General features: G+C 45.9%; 17 protein-coding genes. 13 read left to right on the top strand and 4 right to left on the bottom strand.

Annotation, left to right across the window (positions count from 1 at the left end):
- The first annotated feature begins 10 nt into the window (after positions 1 to 10).
- Together HPY27_RS01200 and HPY27_RS01195 are read left to right on the top strand one after the other, a co-directional pair.
- A complete protein-coding gene (locus HPY27_RS01200) occupies positions 11 to 694 on the top strand; it encodes a response regulator transcription factor (RefSeq protein WP_174224192.1) in 684 nt (227 codons plus the stop codon).
- Positions 695 to 696: 2 nt separating this feature from the next.
- Positions 697 to 2,079 (top strand): sensor histidine kinase, encoded by a 1,383-nt coding sequence (locus HPY27_RS01195; protein ID WP_174224191.1) that lies wholly within the window; start codon positions 697 to 699, stop codon positions 2,077 to 2,079.
- A gap of 539 nt (positions 2,080 to 2,618) precedes the next feature.
- Here the strand turns inward: HPY27_RS01195 and HPY27_RS01190 are convergent.
- A complete protein-coding gene (locus tag HPY27_RS01190; RefSeq protein WP_174224190.1) occupies positions 2,619 to 3,194 on the bottom strand; it encodes a DUF4269 domain-containing protein in 576 nt (191 codons plus the stop codon).
- Positions 3,195 to 3,302: 108 nt separating this feature from the next.
- Here HPY27_RS01190 and HPY27_RS01185 point away from each other — a divergent pair, with 108 nt between their 5' ends.
- Positions 3,303 to 3,788 carry a DUF456 domain-containing protein gene (locus HPY27_RS01185; RefSeq protein ID WP_017249168.1) on the top strand — a complete coding sequence of 162 codons (486 nt, stop codon included), beginning with the start codon at positions 3,303 to 3,305 and terminating at the stop codon, positions 3,786 to 3,788.
- A 50-nt stretch (positions 3,789 to 3,838) separates the two neighbouring features.
- Here HPY27_RS01185 and lexA read toward each other — a convergent pair whose 3' ends face one another.
- Entirely contained in the window at positions 3,839 to 4,462 is a 624-nt protein-coding gene (lexA, locus tag HPY27_RS01180) for a transcriptional repressor LexA (protein WP_007718939.1), read from the bottom strand.
- A 162-nt stretch (positions 4,463 to 4,624) separates the two neighbouring features.
- Between lexA and yneA the strand changes: the two genes are divergently transcribed.
- The 4 genes from yneA to HPY27_RS01160 all read left to right on the top strand — a co-directional run bounded on the left by yneA (position 4,625) and on the right by HPY27_RS01160 (position 7,983).
- The gene (gene yneA, locus HPY27_RS01175) at positions 4,625 to 4,960 is read left to right on the top strand and encodes a cell division suppressor protein YneA (protein WP_017249167.1); all 336 of its coding nucleotides are present in this window, start codon (positions 4,625 to 4,627) and stop codon (positions 4,958 to 4,960) included.
- A 76-nt stretch (positions 4,961 to 5,036) separates the two neighbouring features.
- Entirely contained in the window at positions 5,037 to 5,234 is a 198-nt protein-coding gene (locus tag HPY27_RS01170) for a DUF896 domain-containing protein (RefSeq protein WP_007718933.1), read from the top strand.
- A gap of 95 nt (positions 5,235 to 5,329) precedes the next feature.
- Complete coding sequence (gene crcB, locus HPY27_RS01165; RefSeq protein WP_017249166.1) at positions 5,330 to 5,695, top strand: fluoride efflux transporter CrcB; 366 nt, start codon at positions 5,330 to 5,332, stop codon at positions 5,693 to 5,695.
- A gap of 38 nt (positions 5,696 to 5,733) precedes the next feature.
- Entirely contained in the window at positions 5,734 to 7,983 is a 2,250-nt protein-coding gene (locus HPY27_RS01160; protein ID WP_174224189.1) for a HelD family protein, read from the top strand.
- Positions 7,984 to 8,046: 63 nt separating this feature from the next.
- On the opposite strand, the gene HPY27_RS01155 is transcribed toward HPY27_RS01160, so the two are convergent.
- Positions 8,047 to 8,349 (bottom strand): HesB/IscA family protein, encoded by a 303-nt coding sequence (locus HPY27_RS01155; RefSeq protein WP_173623618.1) that lies wholly within the window; start codon positions 8,347 to 8,349, stop codon positions 8,047 to 8,049.
- Between the two features lie 124 nt (positions 8,350 to 8,473).
- Between HPY27_RS01155 and ltaE the strand changes: the two genes are divergently transcribed.
- The 3 genes from ltaE (at position 8,474) to HPY27_RS01140 (ending at position 11,714) form a co-directional block, all read left to right on the top strand.
- Positions 8,474 to 9,499, top strand: coding sequence for a low-specificity L-threonine aldolase (gene ltaE, locus HPY27_RS01150; protein WP_174224188.1), 1,026 nt, complete (start codon positions 8,474 to 8,476; stop codon positions 9,497 to 9,499).
- Positions 9,500 to 9,729: 230 nt separating this feature from the next.
- On the top strand, positions 9,730 to 11,373 hold the full coding sequence (locus tag HPY27_RS01145) for a peptide ABC transporter substrate-binding protein (RefSeq protein ID WP_017249162.1): 1,644 nt from the start codon (positions 9,730 to 9,732) through the stop codon (positions 11,371 to 11,373).
- Between the two features lie 143 nt (positions 11,374 to 11,516).
- A complete protein-coding gene (locus HPY27_RS01140) occupies positions 11,517 to 11,714 on the top strand; it encodes a hypothetical protein (RefSeq protein ID WP_015891590.1) in 198 nt (65 codons plus the stop codon).
- Between the two features lie 3 nt (positions 11,715 to 11,717).
- Here HPY27_RS01140 and HPY27_RS01135 read toward each other — a convergent pair whose 3' ends face one another.
- Positions 11,718 to 12,452 (bottom strand): alpha/beta hydrolase, encoded by a 735-nt coding sequence (locus tag HPY27_RS01135; protein WP_017249161.1) that lies wholly within the window; start codon positions 12,450 to 12,452, stop codon positions 11,718 to 11,720.
- Between the two features lie 327 nt (positions 12,453 to 12,779).
- On the opposite strand from HPY27_RS01135, the gene pdhA reads away from it, so the two are divergent.
- The 3 genes from pdhA (at position 12,780) to HPY27_RS01120 (ending at position 16,343) form a co-directional block, all read left to right on the top strand.
- Positions 12,780 to 13,865, top strand: a complete 1,086-nt coding sequence (gene pdhA / locus HPY27_RS01130; RefSeq protein WP_174224187.1) for a pyruvate dehydrogenase (acetyl-transferring) E1 component subunit alpha — start codon at positions 12,780 to 12,782, stop codon at positions 13,863 to 13,865.
- Between the two features lie 3 nt (positions 13,866 to 13,868).
- A complete protein-coding gene (locus HPY27_RS01125; protein ID WP_007718902.1) occupies positions 13,869 to 14,849 on the top strand; it encodes an alpha-ketoacid dehydrogenase subunit beta in 981 nt (326 codons plus the stop codon).
- Positions 14,850 to 14,951: 102 nt separating this feature from the next.
- Positions 14,952 to 16,343, top strand: a complete 1,392-nt coding sequence (locus HPY27_RS01120; RefSeq protein WP_069844733.1) for a dihydrolipoamide acetyltransferase family protein — start codon at positions 14,952 to 14,954, stop codon at positions 16,341 to 16,343.
- Positions 16,344 to 16,349: the final 6 nt, after the last annotated feature.

Below are 16,349 nucleotides of genomic sequence, written 5' to 3'. Positions count from 1 at the left end.
AGAGGGTTGTATGATGGACACTTCGATATTAATCGTCGATGATGAAGAGACCATGCTCGATTTGCTAAGTATGATATTAGAGGAGGATTTCTCTGTCTCCACAGCCAGCGACGGAACAATGGCGCTTCAGTTACTTCACAATGAAGCATTTCATCTTTGTTTGTTGGACATCATGATGCCTTGGACAGACGGTTTTGATGTACTCAAAGAATTAAGACGTACAGGCGATAAAACTCCCGTGATTTTGATCAGTGCTCGAGGCGAACTGGAGGATCGGGTAGTAGGATTGGAACTAGGCGCGGATGATTATATAACGAAGCCATTTGAACCGGCAGAAGTATCGGCGCGTGTGAAAACGGTACTACGCCGGACAAGAAAGGGGCAAGAAATACAGGAGATTAAGCAATCAGGAATTCAGATTCGTCTCTTAGCAAGAGAAGTATGGGTTCATGGAAAGAAGATGAAGGTTACCCCGATTGAATTTGAAGTGCTAACCACTCTCATTCAATATCCGAATCAAGTCTTTCCCAGAGAACAACTGTTAGCCAAGGTATGGAACTACTCGTTCAATGGAGATTTTAGGACAGTGGACTCTCATATTAAAAACTTACGTATAAAACTGCGGGAAGCTGGCTTTCAAGGAGAAGGCATTCAAACAGTGTGGGGCTATGGATATAAATGGGGAGTTCAATAACGATGCATCGAGTGGCGACCAAGCTGTTAATCACCATTTTAGGTATCATGATTCTAGGGCTTGTGCTATTGGGAACCATCAGCTACCAAATTATAACTCTTCACTATCAATCCTATACGGAGCTAGCACTTGCTCAACATGCATCGACTTTTGCTCAAATGTTAAGCGTAGACTTCAATAGAAAAACTCTTCAGCATATCGGCGAAATGGAGGAAAAGTCTTCTTCTACTGTTCTTGTCTTTTCTCCCAAAGGAGAATTGCTTATTGATTCCAAACGATTACCTGATTCATTGTTTAATTTTGTTCAAAATTGGATTCAGGGAAGTCCGAATCAAAAAGCGATTCAAACGGTTTTTGAACCAGATCGTCTCATTTTAGCAAAAAGTCCCATTCAACGAGGACAAAATCTATTAGGAACGGTAGTTGTTATAACGAAACCAACTTGGCTGAAAGATACATTACAGTCTCTTCAGACAATGTTATTGCTTGCTGGCTTGGGTTCTTTACTAATCACGAGTGGGTTTGGCTTACTATTATCCAGATATATTGTAAGACCGATTGTAAACGTTATCAATGCAATTAGGCATCTCGATGAGGGTAATTATGATGTAAGAGTTGTTTTAGAAGGTAAAGACGAACTCTCTTTACTCACTCGTCAAGTAAACCAGCTCGCCAAAAGCTTGTCTTATTATCGGTCGTCCCGTCGAGAATTCCTATCTCATGTAGCTCATGAATTACGTACTCCCCTTACATATGTGAAAGGATATGCAACCCTCCTTCAGAATTCAGAAATGACGCCAAATCGCGCAAGTAAGTTAATTTCGATCATCCGGGATCAATCTGATCGGCTCGAACAAGTAGTCAACGATTTGATGACACTGAGTCGATTGGATGAAGGTAAAATTACATTAAGAAAAGAACGGGTCGCTATTCGAAGTTTATTAGAAAGAATAATCGAGGAAATGACACCACGTGCTGAAGAATTGGGAGTGAAGTTATCTCTTACAATTTGTCCTCCTGTGTACTTTTGGGTGGACCCGCAGCGGTTTCACCAAATTTTAATGAACTTAATAGATAATGCGATTCGTTATTCTCAGGGTGAAGGAACGGTTTTGATCAGTGTAACGAAAATGCTCAGAGAATCCGTAATTGAAGTAAAGGATGAGGGAATTGGAATCTCCGAGAAAGAATTAGAACTAATATGGGAGCGGTTCTATCGGGTGGAGAAATCCAGATCACGTCATACTGGAGGAAGTGGCCTTGGTTTGTCAATTGTTAAGCATTTAGTGGATTTACATGGCGGGAAAATTCAAGTACAAAGCAGCCCAAATCGGGGAACCTCATTTCGATTACATTTCCCCAATCGTAGATCAGGGAGTGAATAACCATGCGAAAAGGGGAAGGTGTCTTTTCTATAAAAAATAACCGAAAAGCCTACCGTGAGATGGAAACCCGTCTAGGTTTTTGTGCATATAACCAGTATCATTATTACATCCAGTTTACCTGCTAAGCCCTCAATCATGTTCGGCTTGTATCTGAAAACAAGAATAATAATGAAATAAGCTTCTCTCATATGGGAGAGAAGCTTATTTCATCTTTCATTACCTTGATATGACACTTGTTAGAACAGTGATTTTAAACTATTGTCCTTTGATAGTAATATCCCACATCACTGCATTTAATGGTAAGTTCATTTGCTCCGTTTAAAGGGGTTTGAAAAGAGGTAGCCTTCCAATGCCTCAGTTACATATTTTATTTTCCACATATGAACGACCATTAAAGCGTTGACAAGGTTTTAAGTATATAGGTTAAAAGCGCGTTGCGAGACATGAAACGAAAAAGCCCGCATTCAAAAAGCTTTTCGCCCGAAAGCGATGCATCCTTCCTGCTTTCAAGCAGCAGAGATTGGCTCTTTGCTCGAAGATTAATCCTTTCGCAGCAGCTGAACTCTTTGTCGTAATTCCTGGTCTGTTAACGGCTCCAATTGCAACAAAGCCTCGTATGGATCATCACCTGGGATATGAAAGTATCGAGCAAATGCAGGCTCTGTCTTGATGCCGCTTTGCTTCAGAGTCCTGATCTGTTTATACGCATCCAAGCCTCCTATGACTAACAATCGTGCTTCGATGTCCATATGACGATAGGCGTTTTGCTTTTCGACAGCTACCGGTTGAGCAAACAATTCAAACCAAAAGCCAGCTGTGAAAAACGAGATAACGCACGTGGGCGTACTATTCACATCTGAGTGTGTCACTTCAAATCCGGGCAAACAGCCAAATGCTGTACGAACAGCCTGCTCAAACTGCTCCAGATCATGACTCTCGCAAATAATATCCAGATCGCTTTGCACAACATCAATGTCCAATGGGATGGTTCCGGCAAGCACTGGATGGTAATCGGATAGTACTTCCATGATGTGCGTCTGTTGAATCGCTTCCCACGCTGCTTTTTGGCGAATCGTCCCTCTGCCCAAGTAGGAGAGATCATGCCAATTTCTCATGAGACTACCTCCATGTCTGCTTTCTTTTAAAAAAGTTTAGACAAAAGTGAATAAGTACGCAACGAAATCGATAATCACTCGTATACCTAAATGAAGGGAGTGTAGTAGATGGAAATATTTTTGTGGGTAGTGGTTGTGTTATTGTTCTTGCTAAGCATCGCAGGAATTTTCTTACCCGTTTTACCTGATACGATATTACTGTGGGCGGGCTTTTTGCTCTATCACTTTTTCATTGCAGATCCGGGAGCGGGATTGCCGGCATCCTTTTGGTGGGGAATGGTCGTTCTAAGCATTCTGCTTTACGGTGCTGACTTGCTGACGAATATGTACTTCGTGAAAAGGTATGGAGGGTCCAAATGGTCGTCCATTGCTGCTGCGGTCGGTATTATCCTCGGGATTTTCGTTTTCCCACCGTTTGGTATGCTGATCTTACCGTTCGTATTCGTCGTTCTCGTAGAGTTGATGGTGCAGAAGCAGTCGATGGAGAGAGCAGTGAAAGCGGGCGTAGGCTCACTGATCGGATTTTTAGGTAGTGCAGTCGTAAAAGTCATCTTGCAAGTTACGATGATCATCTGGTTTTTTATCGCCAGATAATAGACAGAAAACAAAAAGGACAGCCTCGGCTGTCCTTTTTTACGTGGGAACTAGTGAATGAGTCGATAAACACCGATGACTTTACCGAGAATAGTGACATGCTCCAGGATGATCGGTTCCATCGTGGCATTTTCCGGTTGGAGACGGAAGTGATTCTTTTCTTTGAAAAATCTTTTAACGGTCGCTTCGTCTTCTTCTGTCATGGCTACGACAATATCACCATTGTTGGCTACGTGCTGTTGGCGAACAATGACGTAGTCTCCGTCGAGAATTCCGGCATCAATCATACTGTTCCCGGAGACGCGCAGCATATAGACCTTGTCAGAAGTCACGATATTGTCTGGAAGCGGGAAGTACTCTTCTACATCCTCAATGGCAGTAATCGGTTGTCCAGCGGTTACTTTTCCGATTACTGGCACACGGACGACAGAGTCTTCGAAATTGTCTTGAAAACGATCTTCATCTGATAGCAATTCGATGGCACGAGGTTTGGTAGGATCTCGACGAATGAGGCCTTTTTTCTCTAAGCGTGCCAAATGCCCATGTACTGTTGAGCTGGAAGCTAGTCCAACAGCCTCCCCAATTTCACGTACAGATGGCGGATATCCTTTATCACGAACTTCCTTTCGTATGAACTCGATGATGGCTTGTTGTCTACTCGATAATTTTGACATAGAAAGACACCCCTGATTTCTCGAACATATTTTCCTATATTATACCATGGGAGCTTGCGTTCGACAAACATAAGTTCGATTATTTGTTGACATGAACATATGTTCTCATTTATTATGAGGCTACAAGTGATCAGAACGTATGTTTGTGAGGAGGCCATTATTATGAATTCATTGACAGTACGTAATCGTTTCGAGAAAAAAGAAGAACGTCGTGTTCGTTTTGGTATCACGAGAGGACAAGCTCTCTTGTTTCTTATTACATTTACTCTCTTTTTTTACCTGTTAACCGAACTAGTGTTTGCTTCTTCGCCAATGGAGGAGCCACAAGGCATAGAAGTAACCGTACAATCTGGAGATAGCCTATGGTCGTTAGCTGTTCAATACAATACAGATCAGATGGATGTTCGGGACTATATAATAGAAATTAAGGATGCGAACGGTTTAGAGAGCAACAGGATTTACCCAGGTCAGACTCTCATCCTTCCTGATACTCCGTAAGTGTTCGGCTGTCTTGCGGGATCATTCGAATGTGGTATAATGAAGCGGCACTACTACAGAGTGGGAGGAACCAGCAGTGGTATCTGACGCAGAAATTAAACGCATCAACGAATTGGTCAAAAAATCGCGCGAAGAAGGTTTGACCGAAGAGGAAAAGCTCGAACAAAAAGCATTGCGCCAAAAGTACATTGACGCCGTTAAGCTTTCATTGAGAGCAAATTTGGATTCCATCCGTTATGTGGAAGACCTTGAAGAAAATAAGCCAAAACAGTAAGATAACAATTACTGATACGACAGACATCCTCGCTTGACGCTAGGGTGTCTTTTTCTGTGACATACATAAGCTGTGATAGCCAGGGAGGGAAAGCGATGGCGTGGATAGCTGTGGCGGTTGGAGGAGCAGTTGGCTCTCTTTTGCGCTACCTATTGTCTTTGCTCGCGAATCAGCCGGGATGGCCGTGGGGAACCTGGATCGCCAATGTTTGTGGATCTTTGATCATCGGCATCTTGTTCGTGCTGGGGAAAGAACGTGGCTTTTTATCTCCGACACTCTACCTCTTATTTGCAACGGGGGTCATGGGAGGATTTACGACTTTCTCAAGCTTCTCCTTGGAAGTAGTCTCTTTTTGGGGAGAAGGCCACCTGTTACGTGGCACTTTGTACGCTCTGCTTAGTTTGGGAGTCGGTCTACTTTCTTGTGCGGTTGGAATATGGTTGGCCAGGCAATGGTCCTGAGTCGTTCAATGACACGATACATGTGAGGGGGAATGAATGTGAGTACACAGCATCGTGATTATGAATGGGAACAAAAAAAGCTGGATGAAACAATTTCAGCGATCGACGAAGAAATGGAGCAGCTTCGCAATGATATTCGCGAGGCAACAGATGATTATGTCAAACAGGTCGTTAACTATAAAAAGGCTAAGGAATTGAGCTACCTGGAAGATCAGGGTCGAGAGAAGCCTTATTTCGGCAGAGTGGATTTCTTGAAAGATGAAATCTACGAGCTGGATGAGGTCTACATAGGAAAACGGGGAATTGTACGCAGCGATACGTTTGATTCTGTCGTCGTGGATTGGCGCGCGCCTATCGCCAGTCTTTATTATTCCGGTGAGAGCAAAGAAGCGTTTTACCGGATGGGACGCGAGATCGTGCGTGGTGAAGTTCGACTAAAGCGTAATTTTGCGATCGAAGACGGAAAGATCGTCGGCATCTATGATGGAGCGGTAAAAGAAACGATTAACCGCGAGATGGGGCATCCCGACGAATTTTTGCAAGAGGGCTTCATTGATGAATTTTTGGCAGCCAATCTGAATCAGGCGAACGATAGTAGGCTAAAAGACATCGTCGCTACGATTCAATCCGAGCAGAATGATATTATCCGGGCGGAAAAAGAACGGCCCATTGTTGTGCAAGGAGTAGCGGGGAGCGGAAAAACAACCATTGCTCTGCACCGACTCTCCTATTTGATTTATAACTACCAGGATTCCATGATGTCCAAAAAGTTCATGGTGTTTGCACCTAACCGGATGTTTCTTACCTATATATCCGAGGTTTTGCCTGAGCTGGGAGTCGATGATGTTCAACAGTCTACTTTTGTAGATTGGGCAGCGCGTCTTGTGAAGCCTCTGCTGCCAAAAGGATGGAGAATCGTGAGTCCTGATAAGCCTCTTCAATTGTTCTTCGAAGAGGGGCAGGATGAGCGCCAGCAAGAAATGACACGAAACAGGCTTCGCTTTAAAGGATCGCTCGCTTGTCGGGAGGCGCTGGAGCAATACATTCGGTATATCGTCGAAACAAGAATTCCTTTCAAGAAGCTCAGCTTTTTATACAACAAAACGAAGCAAGTATTTTCGATTCCGGGTGATTTTATTCGCCAATGCTTCTTGGAGCAATTCGCCACTATGCCGTATCATCGACGGGTAGAAGCGCTTCGCAAGCATTTGAAACAAGAAATGAACAAGCAATTGTTTGCCCATTTGCGAGAGCGAAAAGTCGATTTGGACAAAGAAGGCTTGTACAAATTCGAGAAAATGCTGGAGCAGATATTAGATACGTACCTGACTTCATTTCCGAGACTGGAAATCTTCGCAGCTTATCGCGAGTTGATTGCTGACGAGGAATTGCTGCGCAAGCTCGTACCTGCTGACATTTCAGACGAAATTGTGCGTGATGTGACTCAGTCTAGCGCTGCATTGTTTGCAGAGGAGAGATTGGAGCCGGAAGATATCGCGGCATTGCTATACTTGCAGCATATTGTTGAAGGAATGAATAAGGCAGAGCATTTTGATCATACGGTCGTGGATGAAGCACAAGACTTGAGTGCGCTAGAAATAGCCGTCATTGCATTGGCAACTAAGCGAAACTCGCTAACGATCGTGGGAGATATTGCGCAAGGTATTCATAGCTACCGGGGGATTCATGCCTGGGAAGAGTTGACGAAGGGGATTTTTGCACAGCTGTTTCCTTCCTATTATACGTTGTCGCAAAGCTATCGTTCGACTATTGAGATTATGCGTTGTGCCAATGAAGTGTTGAGGCAAATTGAATTGCCCGAGACAGTATTGGCAAAACCGGTTTTGCGACATGGTGAAAAACCAATCATGGTCAAGGCTCGCTCACGAGCCCAACTGTGGGAGGACATCTCTTCGCGTGTGGTTGCCTACCAGTCGGAAGGCTTCAAAACGATTGCGATCGTAGCGAAAACCATTCAAGCGAGTAAAAAAGCACATAAAGGCCTGCAAGACAAAATAGCTGATCTAACCCTGTTAGGAACAAAAGATAACCAATTTCCGGGTGGCGTAACCATCATGCCTGCTTTCTTAACAAAAGGCTTGCAGTTTGATGTGGTCATTCTACTGGATGTAGACGCCTATCAAAATAATGAATGGGACGCAAAACTGTTGTATGTCGCGATGACACGTCCTGTCCATCGCCTTGTTATGACGCAGGTTGATGACGTATCTTCCCCGTTGCTGAAAGATTTACCGACAGCGCTGTTTAGCATGTCTACTGACGAATAAGATTCTCATCATCAAAGAAAACCCTCTGCCTGTAAAAAAGCAGAGGGTTTATCTGTATCATGCTTAGTGGTCGCCTGTGTTACCTTTGGAAGGGTTGGTAATTACAAAACCTTCTTGTGGCAAGAAAAGGTAATCAATGATGATGCCATCCAGCAATGGCTCATCCTTTTTCACGATCACATCGATCTCTTTGTCGGTCGAGATCACAACATCTTCTTCTGTTGGCTTGTCCAGAGCGAGTCCGTAGTGTGCATGATCACCGTGAGAGTGAGTAATATAAACGCGCAGTTTCAATTCTTTGTCTTCTTCTGCCTCGATGATTGGAGCCAATTGCTTGGCAGCGTTACGAGTGATTTTTAGTTTCACAGGTCAAATCCCCTAACTGTATGTAAGTTACCCTTTCATCTTAGCAAGAGGGAAAACAGGATGCAATGTTGAAAGTGTTACGATATGTCTAGAGAATGACAATACGGTGGAAGGAGAGTCATCTATGAAAATCGATTTGCGCAGCGATACCGTTACGAAACCAACCGAGGAGATGCTTCGAGCGATGGTGGAAGCGGAGGTTGGTGATGATGTTTATAGAGAGGACCCAACTGTCAATCGTTTGGAAGCGATTGCGGCAGAAATACTCGGAAAGGAAGCTGCTCTGTTCGTAACAAGTGGAACGCAAGGCAATCAGGTCGCTGTTTTGACGCATTGTGTTAACGGAGACGAGGTCATTGCGGAAGCGGATTCGCACATTTTTTACTATGAGGGCGGCGCTATGTCGGCATTGGCTGGCGTACAAACAAGGACGCTGGTTGGAGAACGTGGTGCTCTACGTGCAGAAGATGTAGAGAGGGCGATTCGGGGCAACAATATCCATTTTCCTCGCACAAAATTGATCTGTCTCGAAAATACGCATAATCGCGCTGGCGGGGCGGTAATCTCTGTTGCGCAAATGAAGAGTGTCTATGATACAGCACAAAAACACGGTATTCCCGTTCATTTGGACGGTGCTCGTCTCTTCAATGCGGCTGTGGCTCAAGGTGTTGCAGTCAGTGAGCTAAGCGCTTTTGCCGATACCGTCCAGATTTGTTTGTCCAAAGGGCTGAGTGCTCCGGTGGGTTCCATTTTGGCTGGAGATCGTGCGTTTATCGAAGAGGCGAGATGGTGGAGAAAAAAAGTAGGAGGCGGGCTGCGTCAGGCAGGGTATTTGGCAGCACCAGGCATTATCGCTCTGACACAGATGGCCGAACGATTGGCAGAAGACCATGAAAGGGCACAGCAATTGGCAAAAGGCTTGCGCCAGCTATCGCTTCAGGTCGAGCAAGTCGAGACGAATATCGTGCTGGTGAATACAGACTCGATTGGGCAAACAGCTGTCGCCTTCTTGGAGCGTTTGGAGGAAAAAGGAGTGCTCGCTGTTGATTTTGACGAGTACGTCATTCGCTTTACGACGCATCGACACATTAGCGATCAACATATCAAGACCGTTGTGGAAGCAGTCGAGCAATTATTGGAAACGCTGTAATCGTTTCAACCACTTGTAGCCAGTCGAAGGGAAGACTGGCTTTTTTCTTTGTCGCAACAACGAATTCCAAATAGTTAGACAATTTGTACAAAATAAGAGTCTCTATGCGCTCTGTTTTTCGCCATACCGTCTGATTTGTTTCGTCTACACTTGCGTTATCATGGTAGTGTGATAAAGCGATAGCGTTTACTGGTGTATGGAATCGAATGGAATCAAGGGGGATGGTCTCAATGAGAAAGAGGATGAGCTTCGTTTTGAGCTGCTTCTTGCTACTTCAAGTTTTAGCGGGCTGTAGTACAAGTGAAACGGCGGTAACGAACAAACCGAATGATCAGGCATCTCAACCAGCGCAGCCAACAGGAAAAGAGAGGGTATTGAATTGGAATGCAGACGGTGGAGAGCCTCCGACAGCAGATCCCGGACTTGCTTCCGATGGCACTTCCTTTGATGTCATTACTGCCTGTTTTGAAGGATTGACTCGCTATGGACCGGATGGGAAAATAGCCAACGCAATTGCCGACAGTTATACGGTATCCGAGGATTTGACGACGTACACGTTCAAATTGAAGTCGAATGCGTTATGGAGCAACGGAGATTCGGTAACCGCCCATGATTTTGAGTTCGCCTGGAAAAGAAATCTCGATCCGAAGACAGCATCCGAATATGCTTATATGCTTTATTTCATTAAAGGAGCAGAGGAATTCAACACAGGGAAAGGATCATATGAAGACGTAGGGGTCAAAGCGTTAGACGATTTTACACTAGAGGTTAAGCTCAATTCGCCAGCTCCGTTTTTTTACGAGCTGACGGCTTTCCCGACATTGTTTCCTTTACATAAAAAGACCTTGGAGGCACATCCGAATTGGGCAGCGTCTCCAGACAACTACGTGGGCAACGGCCCATTCAAAATGGAGCTGTGGGAGCATAAAAACAAATTGGTTCTTGTGAAAAACGAGAAGTATCATGACAAAGATACCGTGAAGCTCGACAAAATCGTGTGGAGCATGATTACCGATACCAACACCGCTCAAGCGTTGTTTGATTCTGGTGATTTGGATTGGGGAGGGCATCCAACCTACGTGTTGCCCGTCGATGTGATCCCCGCTTTACAGGATGAAGGAAAAATCGTAATGGCGCCGTATCCGAATACAGTTGCCGTCACCTTTAATACAACCATGCCCCCTTTTACGAATAAAAAGATTCGACAAGCCTTCTCGTATTCCATCCAACGGCAGCCTCTCGTAGACGGAATCGTACAGACAGGGGTGCCTGCCGCTTTTGCATGGGTTCCGCCTTCTATGCAGCTCAGCGGAAATGACTATTTTCAAGAGGATGTAGACAAAGCCAAACAGTTATTGGCGGAAGGGTTAAAGGAGCTGGGGCTTTCGACGATGCCAGATGTGACTTACACATATGGATCAGGTGACGATCGTCAGAAAAAGCTGGCTGAAGCTCTTCAGGACCAATGGAAAAGAAGTCTAGGTGTTGATGTGAAAATCAGTGGCTTGGAGGAAAAAGTTTTTTTACAAAACAAGCGCTCCAAAAACTATCAGTTTGCCTACCGAAATTGGGGTGCTGATTTTAACGACCCCATCAATTTCCTGGAAATTTTCAAGGACAAAACAGTGGGGACGAACGATGCTGCTTGGGAAAATGCTAGATACCGAGAGCTAATCGTACAGAGTTACTTGGAAAAAGACCCGACGAAGCGTAATGCGATCATGCGTGAGGCAGAGACCATCTTAATGGAGGAAATGCCAATTGCCCCTGTGTACTATGGCGCAAGACCCTATATAAAAAATGACAAGGTCAAAGGATTTTTGATCAACCCGTTTGGTGGTAGAGATTTTAAATATACAACTATCGAACAATAAATAAAGACGTAGTAAAGTCTTGCCGTGTCCGGAAAATGGGAGAGCGGCAAGACTTTTTTTGGTTCCATTCGGTTGACTCGCTTGTGTGTAATTCAGACCCGCCAATGAAATACTATAGCTATCCAACATAGGGGAAAAGAGGGATGGATATGATCTCGGCTAAAGAGCGAGAACGCATTCTCAATCAAATGAAACGGGACGAGAGCAAGATTGTCAACATCGTCCTAAACGACGCAAATCAGGTTGCGGGCGAAATTGAAAAAGCCAACCACCAAGGCATTTTCCTGGTGGATGGCCGCTACTACGGGTACGAGGATATTAAAGAAATCAATGGCTCGTAATGGTTACAGACGGGGAGGGGGGAAGAAGTAGCGCAAGGCGTCAGGCAGCTCTTTTTGCCACAAACCCCAGACGTGATTCCCTGGTTTTTCTCGGTAGGACAAGGTAGCTTGTTTGTCCTCAAGAATCTGTTTTGCCTCGCGATTCCATTGCACAAAATCGAAGGTACCCGCACTTGTTTCCACAGCTGTCTCATCGAGGCCAACGACCATCCAGATTCGCAGCCAGGATAGGCTGGACTGATTCAAAAGCGGGTCGAGTGTCGTTTGGAAAAACGCCCCGGATAGCGCGAGTACCTGTGGAAAGAGGTCGGGGTTTTCCAATGCGAGATGCAAAGAAACGGTTCCACCTAAAGAGTCTCCTGCCAGCACACGTGAAGCAGGATCACGGCGTACAGGATAATGCTCCTCTATGTAAGGGATCAGCTCTTCAGTGAAAAAACGCTGATAAGCTGCGTTTCTCGACCCTGATGGAGAATACTCGCTCGTGCGCTTGTTGCGATCGACTGAGACACCGACGACGATGTAGGGTTCGATACCTTCTTCCAGAATCAATTGATTGGAGATGGTCGCGATTCGCCCCATCGTAAAAAAGTCGTTCCCATCCTGGCAATACACAACAGGGTAAGAAAGAAGCTCATTGTACCCCGGCGGTAGGTATACTTTGACCGAGCGGGGAGTGTCCACGTGGATGCTGGGCACTTCTTCTTTCATTATGGTTCGCTTTACATAGTCAGACATCGATTCACACTCCCTGTTTGCTCAATTGAAAAACTAAGCCTTGAAAAAAACTGATACAGCTTATATAGTAAATGATAACAGAGAGGAAATAAACCCTGTAATATCAATACTATAACACGTTAAACAGGTATTTTGACTGCAATATAACAGGGTGTTGCAAACGGGCTGTAAGCCCTTTCTTGCACCAGGCAACTTTCTTCTGGTTTTTATCAGGGTCACTTCCGCCGCGAATTGTACTCGTCGCTCATCGAGCAGATGCTCAGATTAAGGCGACAAAGGGCAACTCGGGAAAAGGAAGTCCCTTATTCTAGTGACGAGGTGAATGTGATGAGCGTATCCACTGCTGTTGAACAAACAGAGAACAACGCCCCGCTGCAAATTCTTGCCCCGGATGGTACGGTTGTTCGTCCTGACTTGATGCCTAAGCTCTCCGATGATGAATTACGTGAACTGATGCGTAAAATGGTATTTACCCGTGTATGGGACCAACGCGCAATTAGCTTGAACCGCCAAGGCCGTCTTGGTTTCTATGCACCAGTAGCTGGTCAAGAAGCAAGCATGATCGGTTCCGAGGGTGCTCTTTCCAAAGAAGACTTTGTCCTGCCTAGCTACCGTGATATTCCACAAATGGTATGGCATGGTTACCCTATGCACAAGGCATTCCTGTACTCCCGCGGACACATCGAGGGCGGCAAAATTCCTGAAGGTGTAAACGTATTGATGCCACAAATCATCATCGCGGCTCAATGTACACAAGCAACAGGTGTTGCAATGGGTTACAAGCTGCGCGGTGAAAAGAACGTTGCGATCAACTACTTTGGTGACGGTGCGACCTCCCAAGGTGACTTCTACGAAGGTATGAACTTTGCAGGTGTATACAAGCTGCCTGTTATCTTCTTCTCCCAAAACAACGGTTATGCGATCTCTCTGCCGTTCGAAAAACAAACGGCTTCTGAAAATATCGCAGTCAAAGCAGTTGCGGCTGGTATTGCTAGCGAACGCGTTGACGGTATGGATATTCTCGCAGTTTACTACGCGGTTCAACAAGCAAAAGAGCGCGGCGTGAATGGCGAAGGTGCGACTCTGATCGAAGCAATGACGTACCGTTATGGTCCTCATACCATGGCTGGTGACGACCCAACTCGTTACCGTACAGGTGAAGAGCAAAGCGAGTGGGAACTGCGCGATCCACTGATCCGCTTCCGCAAGTTCCTCGAAGCAAAAGGCCTCTGGAGCGAAAAAGACGAAGAAGCTGTCATCGAAGAAGCGAAAGCAGCTGTTGCGGACGCAATCAAAAAAGCGGACGAAACACCTAAGATGAAAGTTAGCGAACTGATCGATGTAATGTTTGAGACACTGCCGCCTGCACTCGAAGAGCAAAAGGCAGAATTCCTGGCGAAGGAGTCGAAATAAGCCATGGCACAAATGACAATGGTTCAAGCCATTACGGATGCAATGCGCGTAGAGTTGAAGCGCGATGAAACCGTTCTTGTCTTCGGTGAAGACGTAGGTAACAACGGCGGGGTGTTCCGTGCAACAGAAGGTCTGCAAGCTGAGTTCGGCGAGCAGCGCGTATTCGATACACCACTTGCTGAGTCCGGAATCGGCGGTTTGGCTGTCGGTCTTTCCATCAACGGCTTCCGTCCAGTAGCAGAAATTCAGTTCTTCGGTTTCGTATTTGAAACGTTTGATGCTGTAGCATCCCAATCTTCCCGTATGCGCTACCGTTCCGGTGGTCGCTTCACGAGCCCAATTACATTTCGCTCCCCATTTGGTGGTGGTGTAAAAACGCCTGAGCTGCATGCAGACTCTTTGGAAGGTTTGATGCTGCAAACTCCGGGTCTGAAAGTGGTTATCCCTTCCAACCCATATGATGCAAAAGGACTGTTGATCTCCGCGATTCGCGACAACGATCCAGTTGTATTCCTTGAGCACATGAAGCTGTACCGTTCCTTCCGTCAAGAAGTTCCAGAAGGCGAGTACACGATTCCACTTGGCAAAGCAAACGTAGTAAAAGAAGGTAGCGATGTTACCATCATCACCTATGGTGCGATGGTGCATACCAGCCTGAAAGCAGCAGAAGAAATCGAGAAAGCGCGTGGAGCAAAAGTGGAAGTAATCGACCTGCGCACCATCAGCCCACTCGATATCGATACCATCGTAGCTTCTGTGAAGAAAACAAACCGTGCGATCGTTGTTCAAGAAGCACAAAAAACGTCTGGTGTTGCGGCAGAAATCATCACGCAAATCAACGAGCGTGCAATCCTGCACCTCGAAGCACCAGTACTGCGTATTACAGCACCAGATACTGTTTACCCGTTTGCACAAGCAGAAGATGTATGGCTGCCTGACGTAAAACGCGTAGTAGATGGTCTGACTCAAGTCCTCGATTTTTAATTGAGAAACGGACATAATGGCGGAAAAGTTGAAAGCTTTCCGCCTTCTTTCTAGCGATATTAAGTAAAAATTTATGATAAATGCTTACAAGGAGGAGATACTGTGAGTCGTTTTACATTCAGACTCCCGGAGCTCGGCGAGGGTATCCATGAAGGCGAAATCGTCAAATGGCACGTACAGCCCGGAGATTCCGTAGAAGAAGACCAAGTCATCATGGAAGTACAAAATGACAAGGCGGTTGTAGAAGTACCGTCGCCTGTTAAAGGGAAAGTTATCGATCTGAAAGTAACTGAGGGTACGGTTTCTGTAGTCGGCGATCCACTGATCGAGTTTGACGTAGAAGGCGAAATTCCGAACCTGCCAGACCATGGTCATGGCGATTCCCACGCTGCTGAAGCGGCACCAGCGCCTCAAGCTGCAGACAAAATGGAGCCAGGTTGTGACATCGGTTCCCAAGTGAGTGCAAATGCGAACCAAGCTCTGGAGACGCCAATGGCACAAGCAACTGCAACAGCAGTAGCGGCACCAATTGATCGTAAGCATGTGTTGGCTACACCTTCCGTTCGCAAATACGCTCGGGAAAAAGGCGTTCAATTGGCTAATGTACCTGGTACAGGCAAATTGGGTCGCATCACACGCGATGACGTAGATCGCTTCGTATCTGGCGGAGCAGCAGCACCAACTGCACAAGCAGTGGCAGCTCCAGTAGCAACTGAGGCTCCTGCAGCAGCAGCTACAGGTGTAGCACAAGCAGCAGCGGCTCCAACTGTTCACCACACACCTCAAGCAGGCGAACTGGAAGAGCGCGTTCCACTGAAAGGTATGCGTAAAGCAATCGCGAAAGCAATGGTGAAATCTGCTTACACAGCACCACACGTAACGATCTTTGACGAAGTGGATGTTACAGCGCTTGTCGCTATGCGTAAAGATGCGAAGCCACTTGCTGAAGAGCGTGGTGTGAAGCTGACTTACCTGCCTATGATCGTGAAAGCAGTTGTAGCTGGTCTGAAGAAATTCCCAGAACTCAACGCTTCTATCGACGATGAAAAACAAGAAATCATCTTTAAAAAGTACTACAACATCGGTATCGCTACCTCGACAGAAGACGGCTTGCTCGTTCCAGTTGTGAAATCCGCTGACAGCAAATCCATCTTCCAAATCGCAGGTGAAATCGGCGACCTGGCGAAGAAAGCACGCGACCGCAAAGCGACTGCAGATGAGTTGAAAGGTTCCACTTTCAGCATCACAAACATCGGTTCTGCTGGTGGTATGTTCTTCACGCCTATCATTAACCATCCAGAAGTAGCTATTCTGGGTGTTGGCCGCATCAGCGAAAAACCAGTTGTGAAAAACGGAGAAATCGTGGTTGGTCAAATGTTGCACCTGTCCTTGAGCTTTGACCACCGCTTGGTTGATGGCGAACCTGCACAGCGTTTCGTCAACTACGTGAAGCAGCTCCTCGAAAACCCAACGCTGCTCGTCATGGAGGGATAAGAGACA

It is taken from the genome of Brevibacillus sp. HB1.1 (genome assembly GCF_013332445.1).
Classification (GTDB): Bacteria; Bacillota; Bacilli; order Brevibacillales; family Brevibacillaceae; genus Brevibacillus; species Brevibacillus porteri.
The sequence above is the reverse complement of the archived record's forward strand: the minus strand, read 5'-3'. Positions and strand labels throughout refer to the sequence as shown.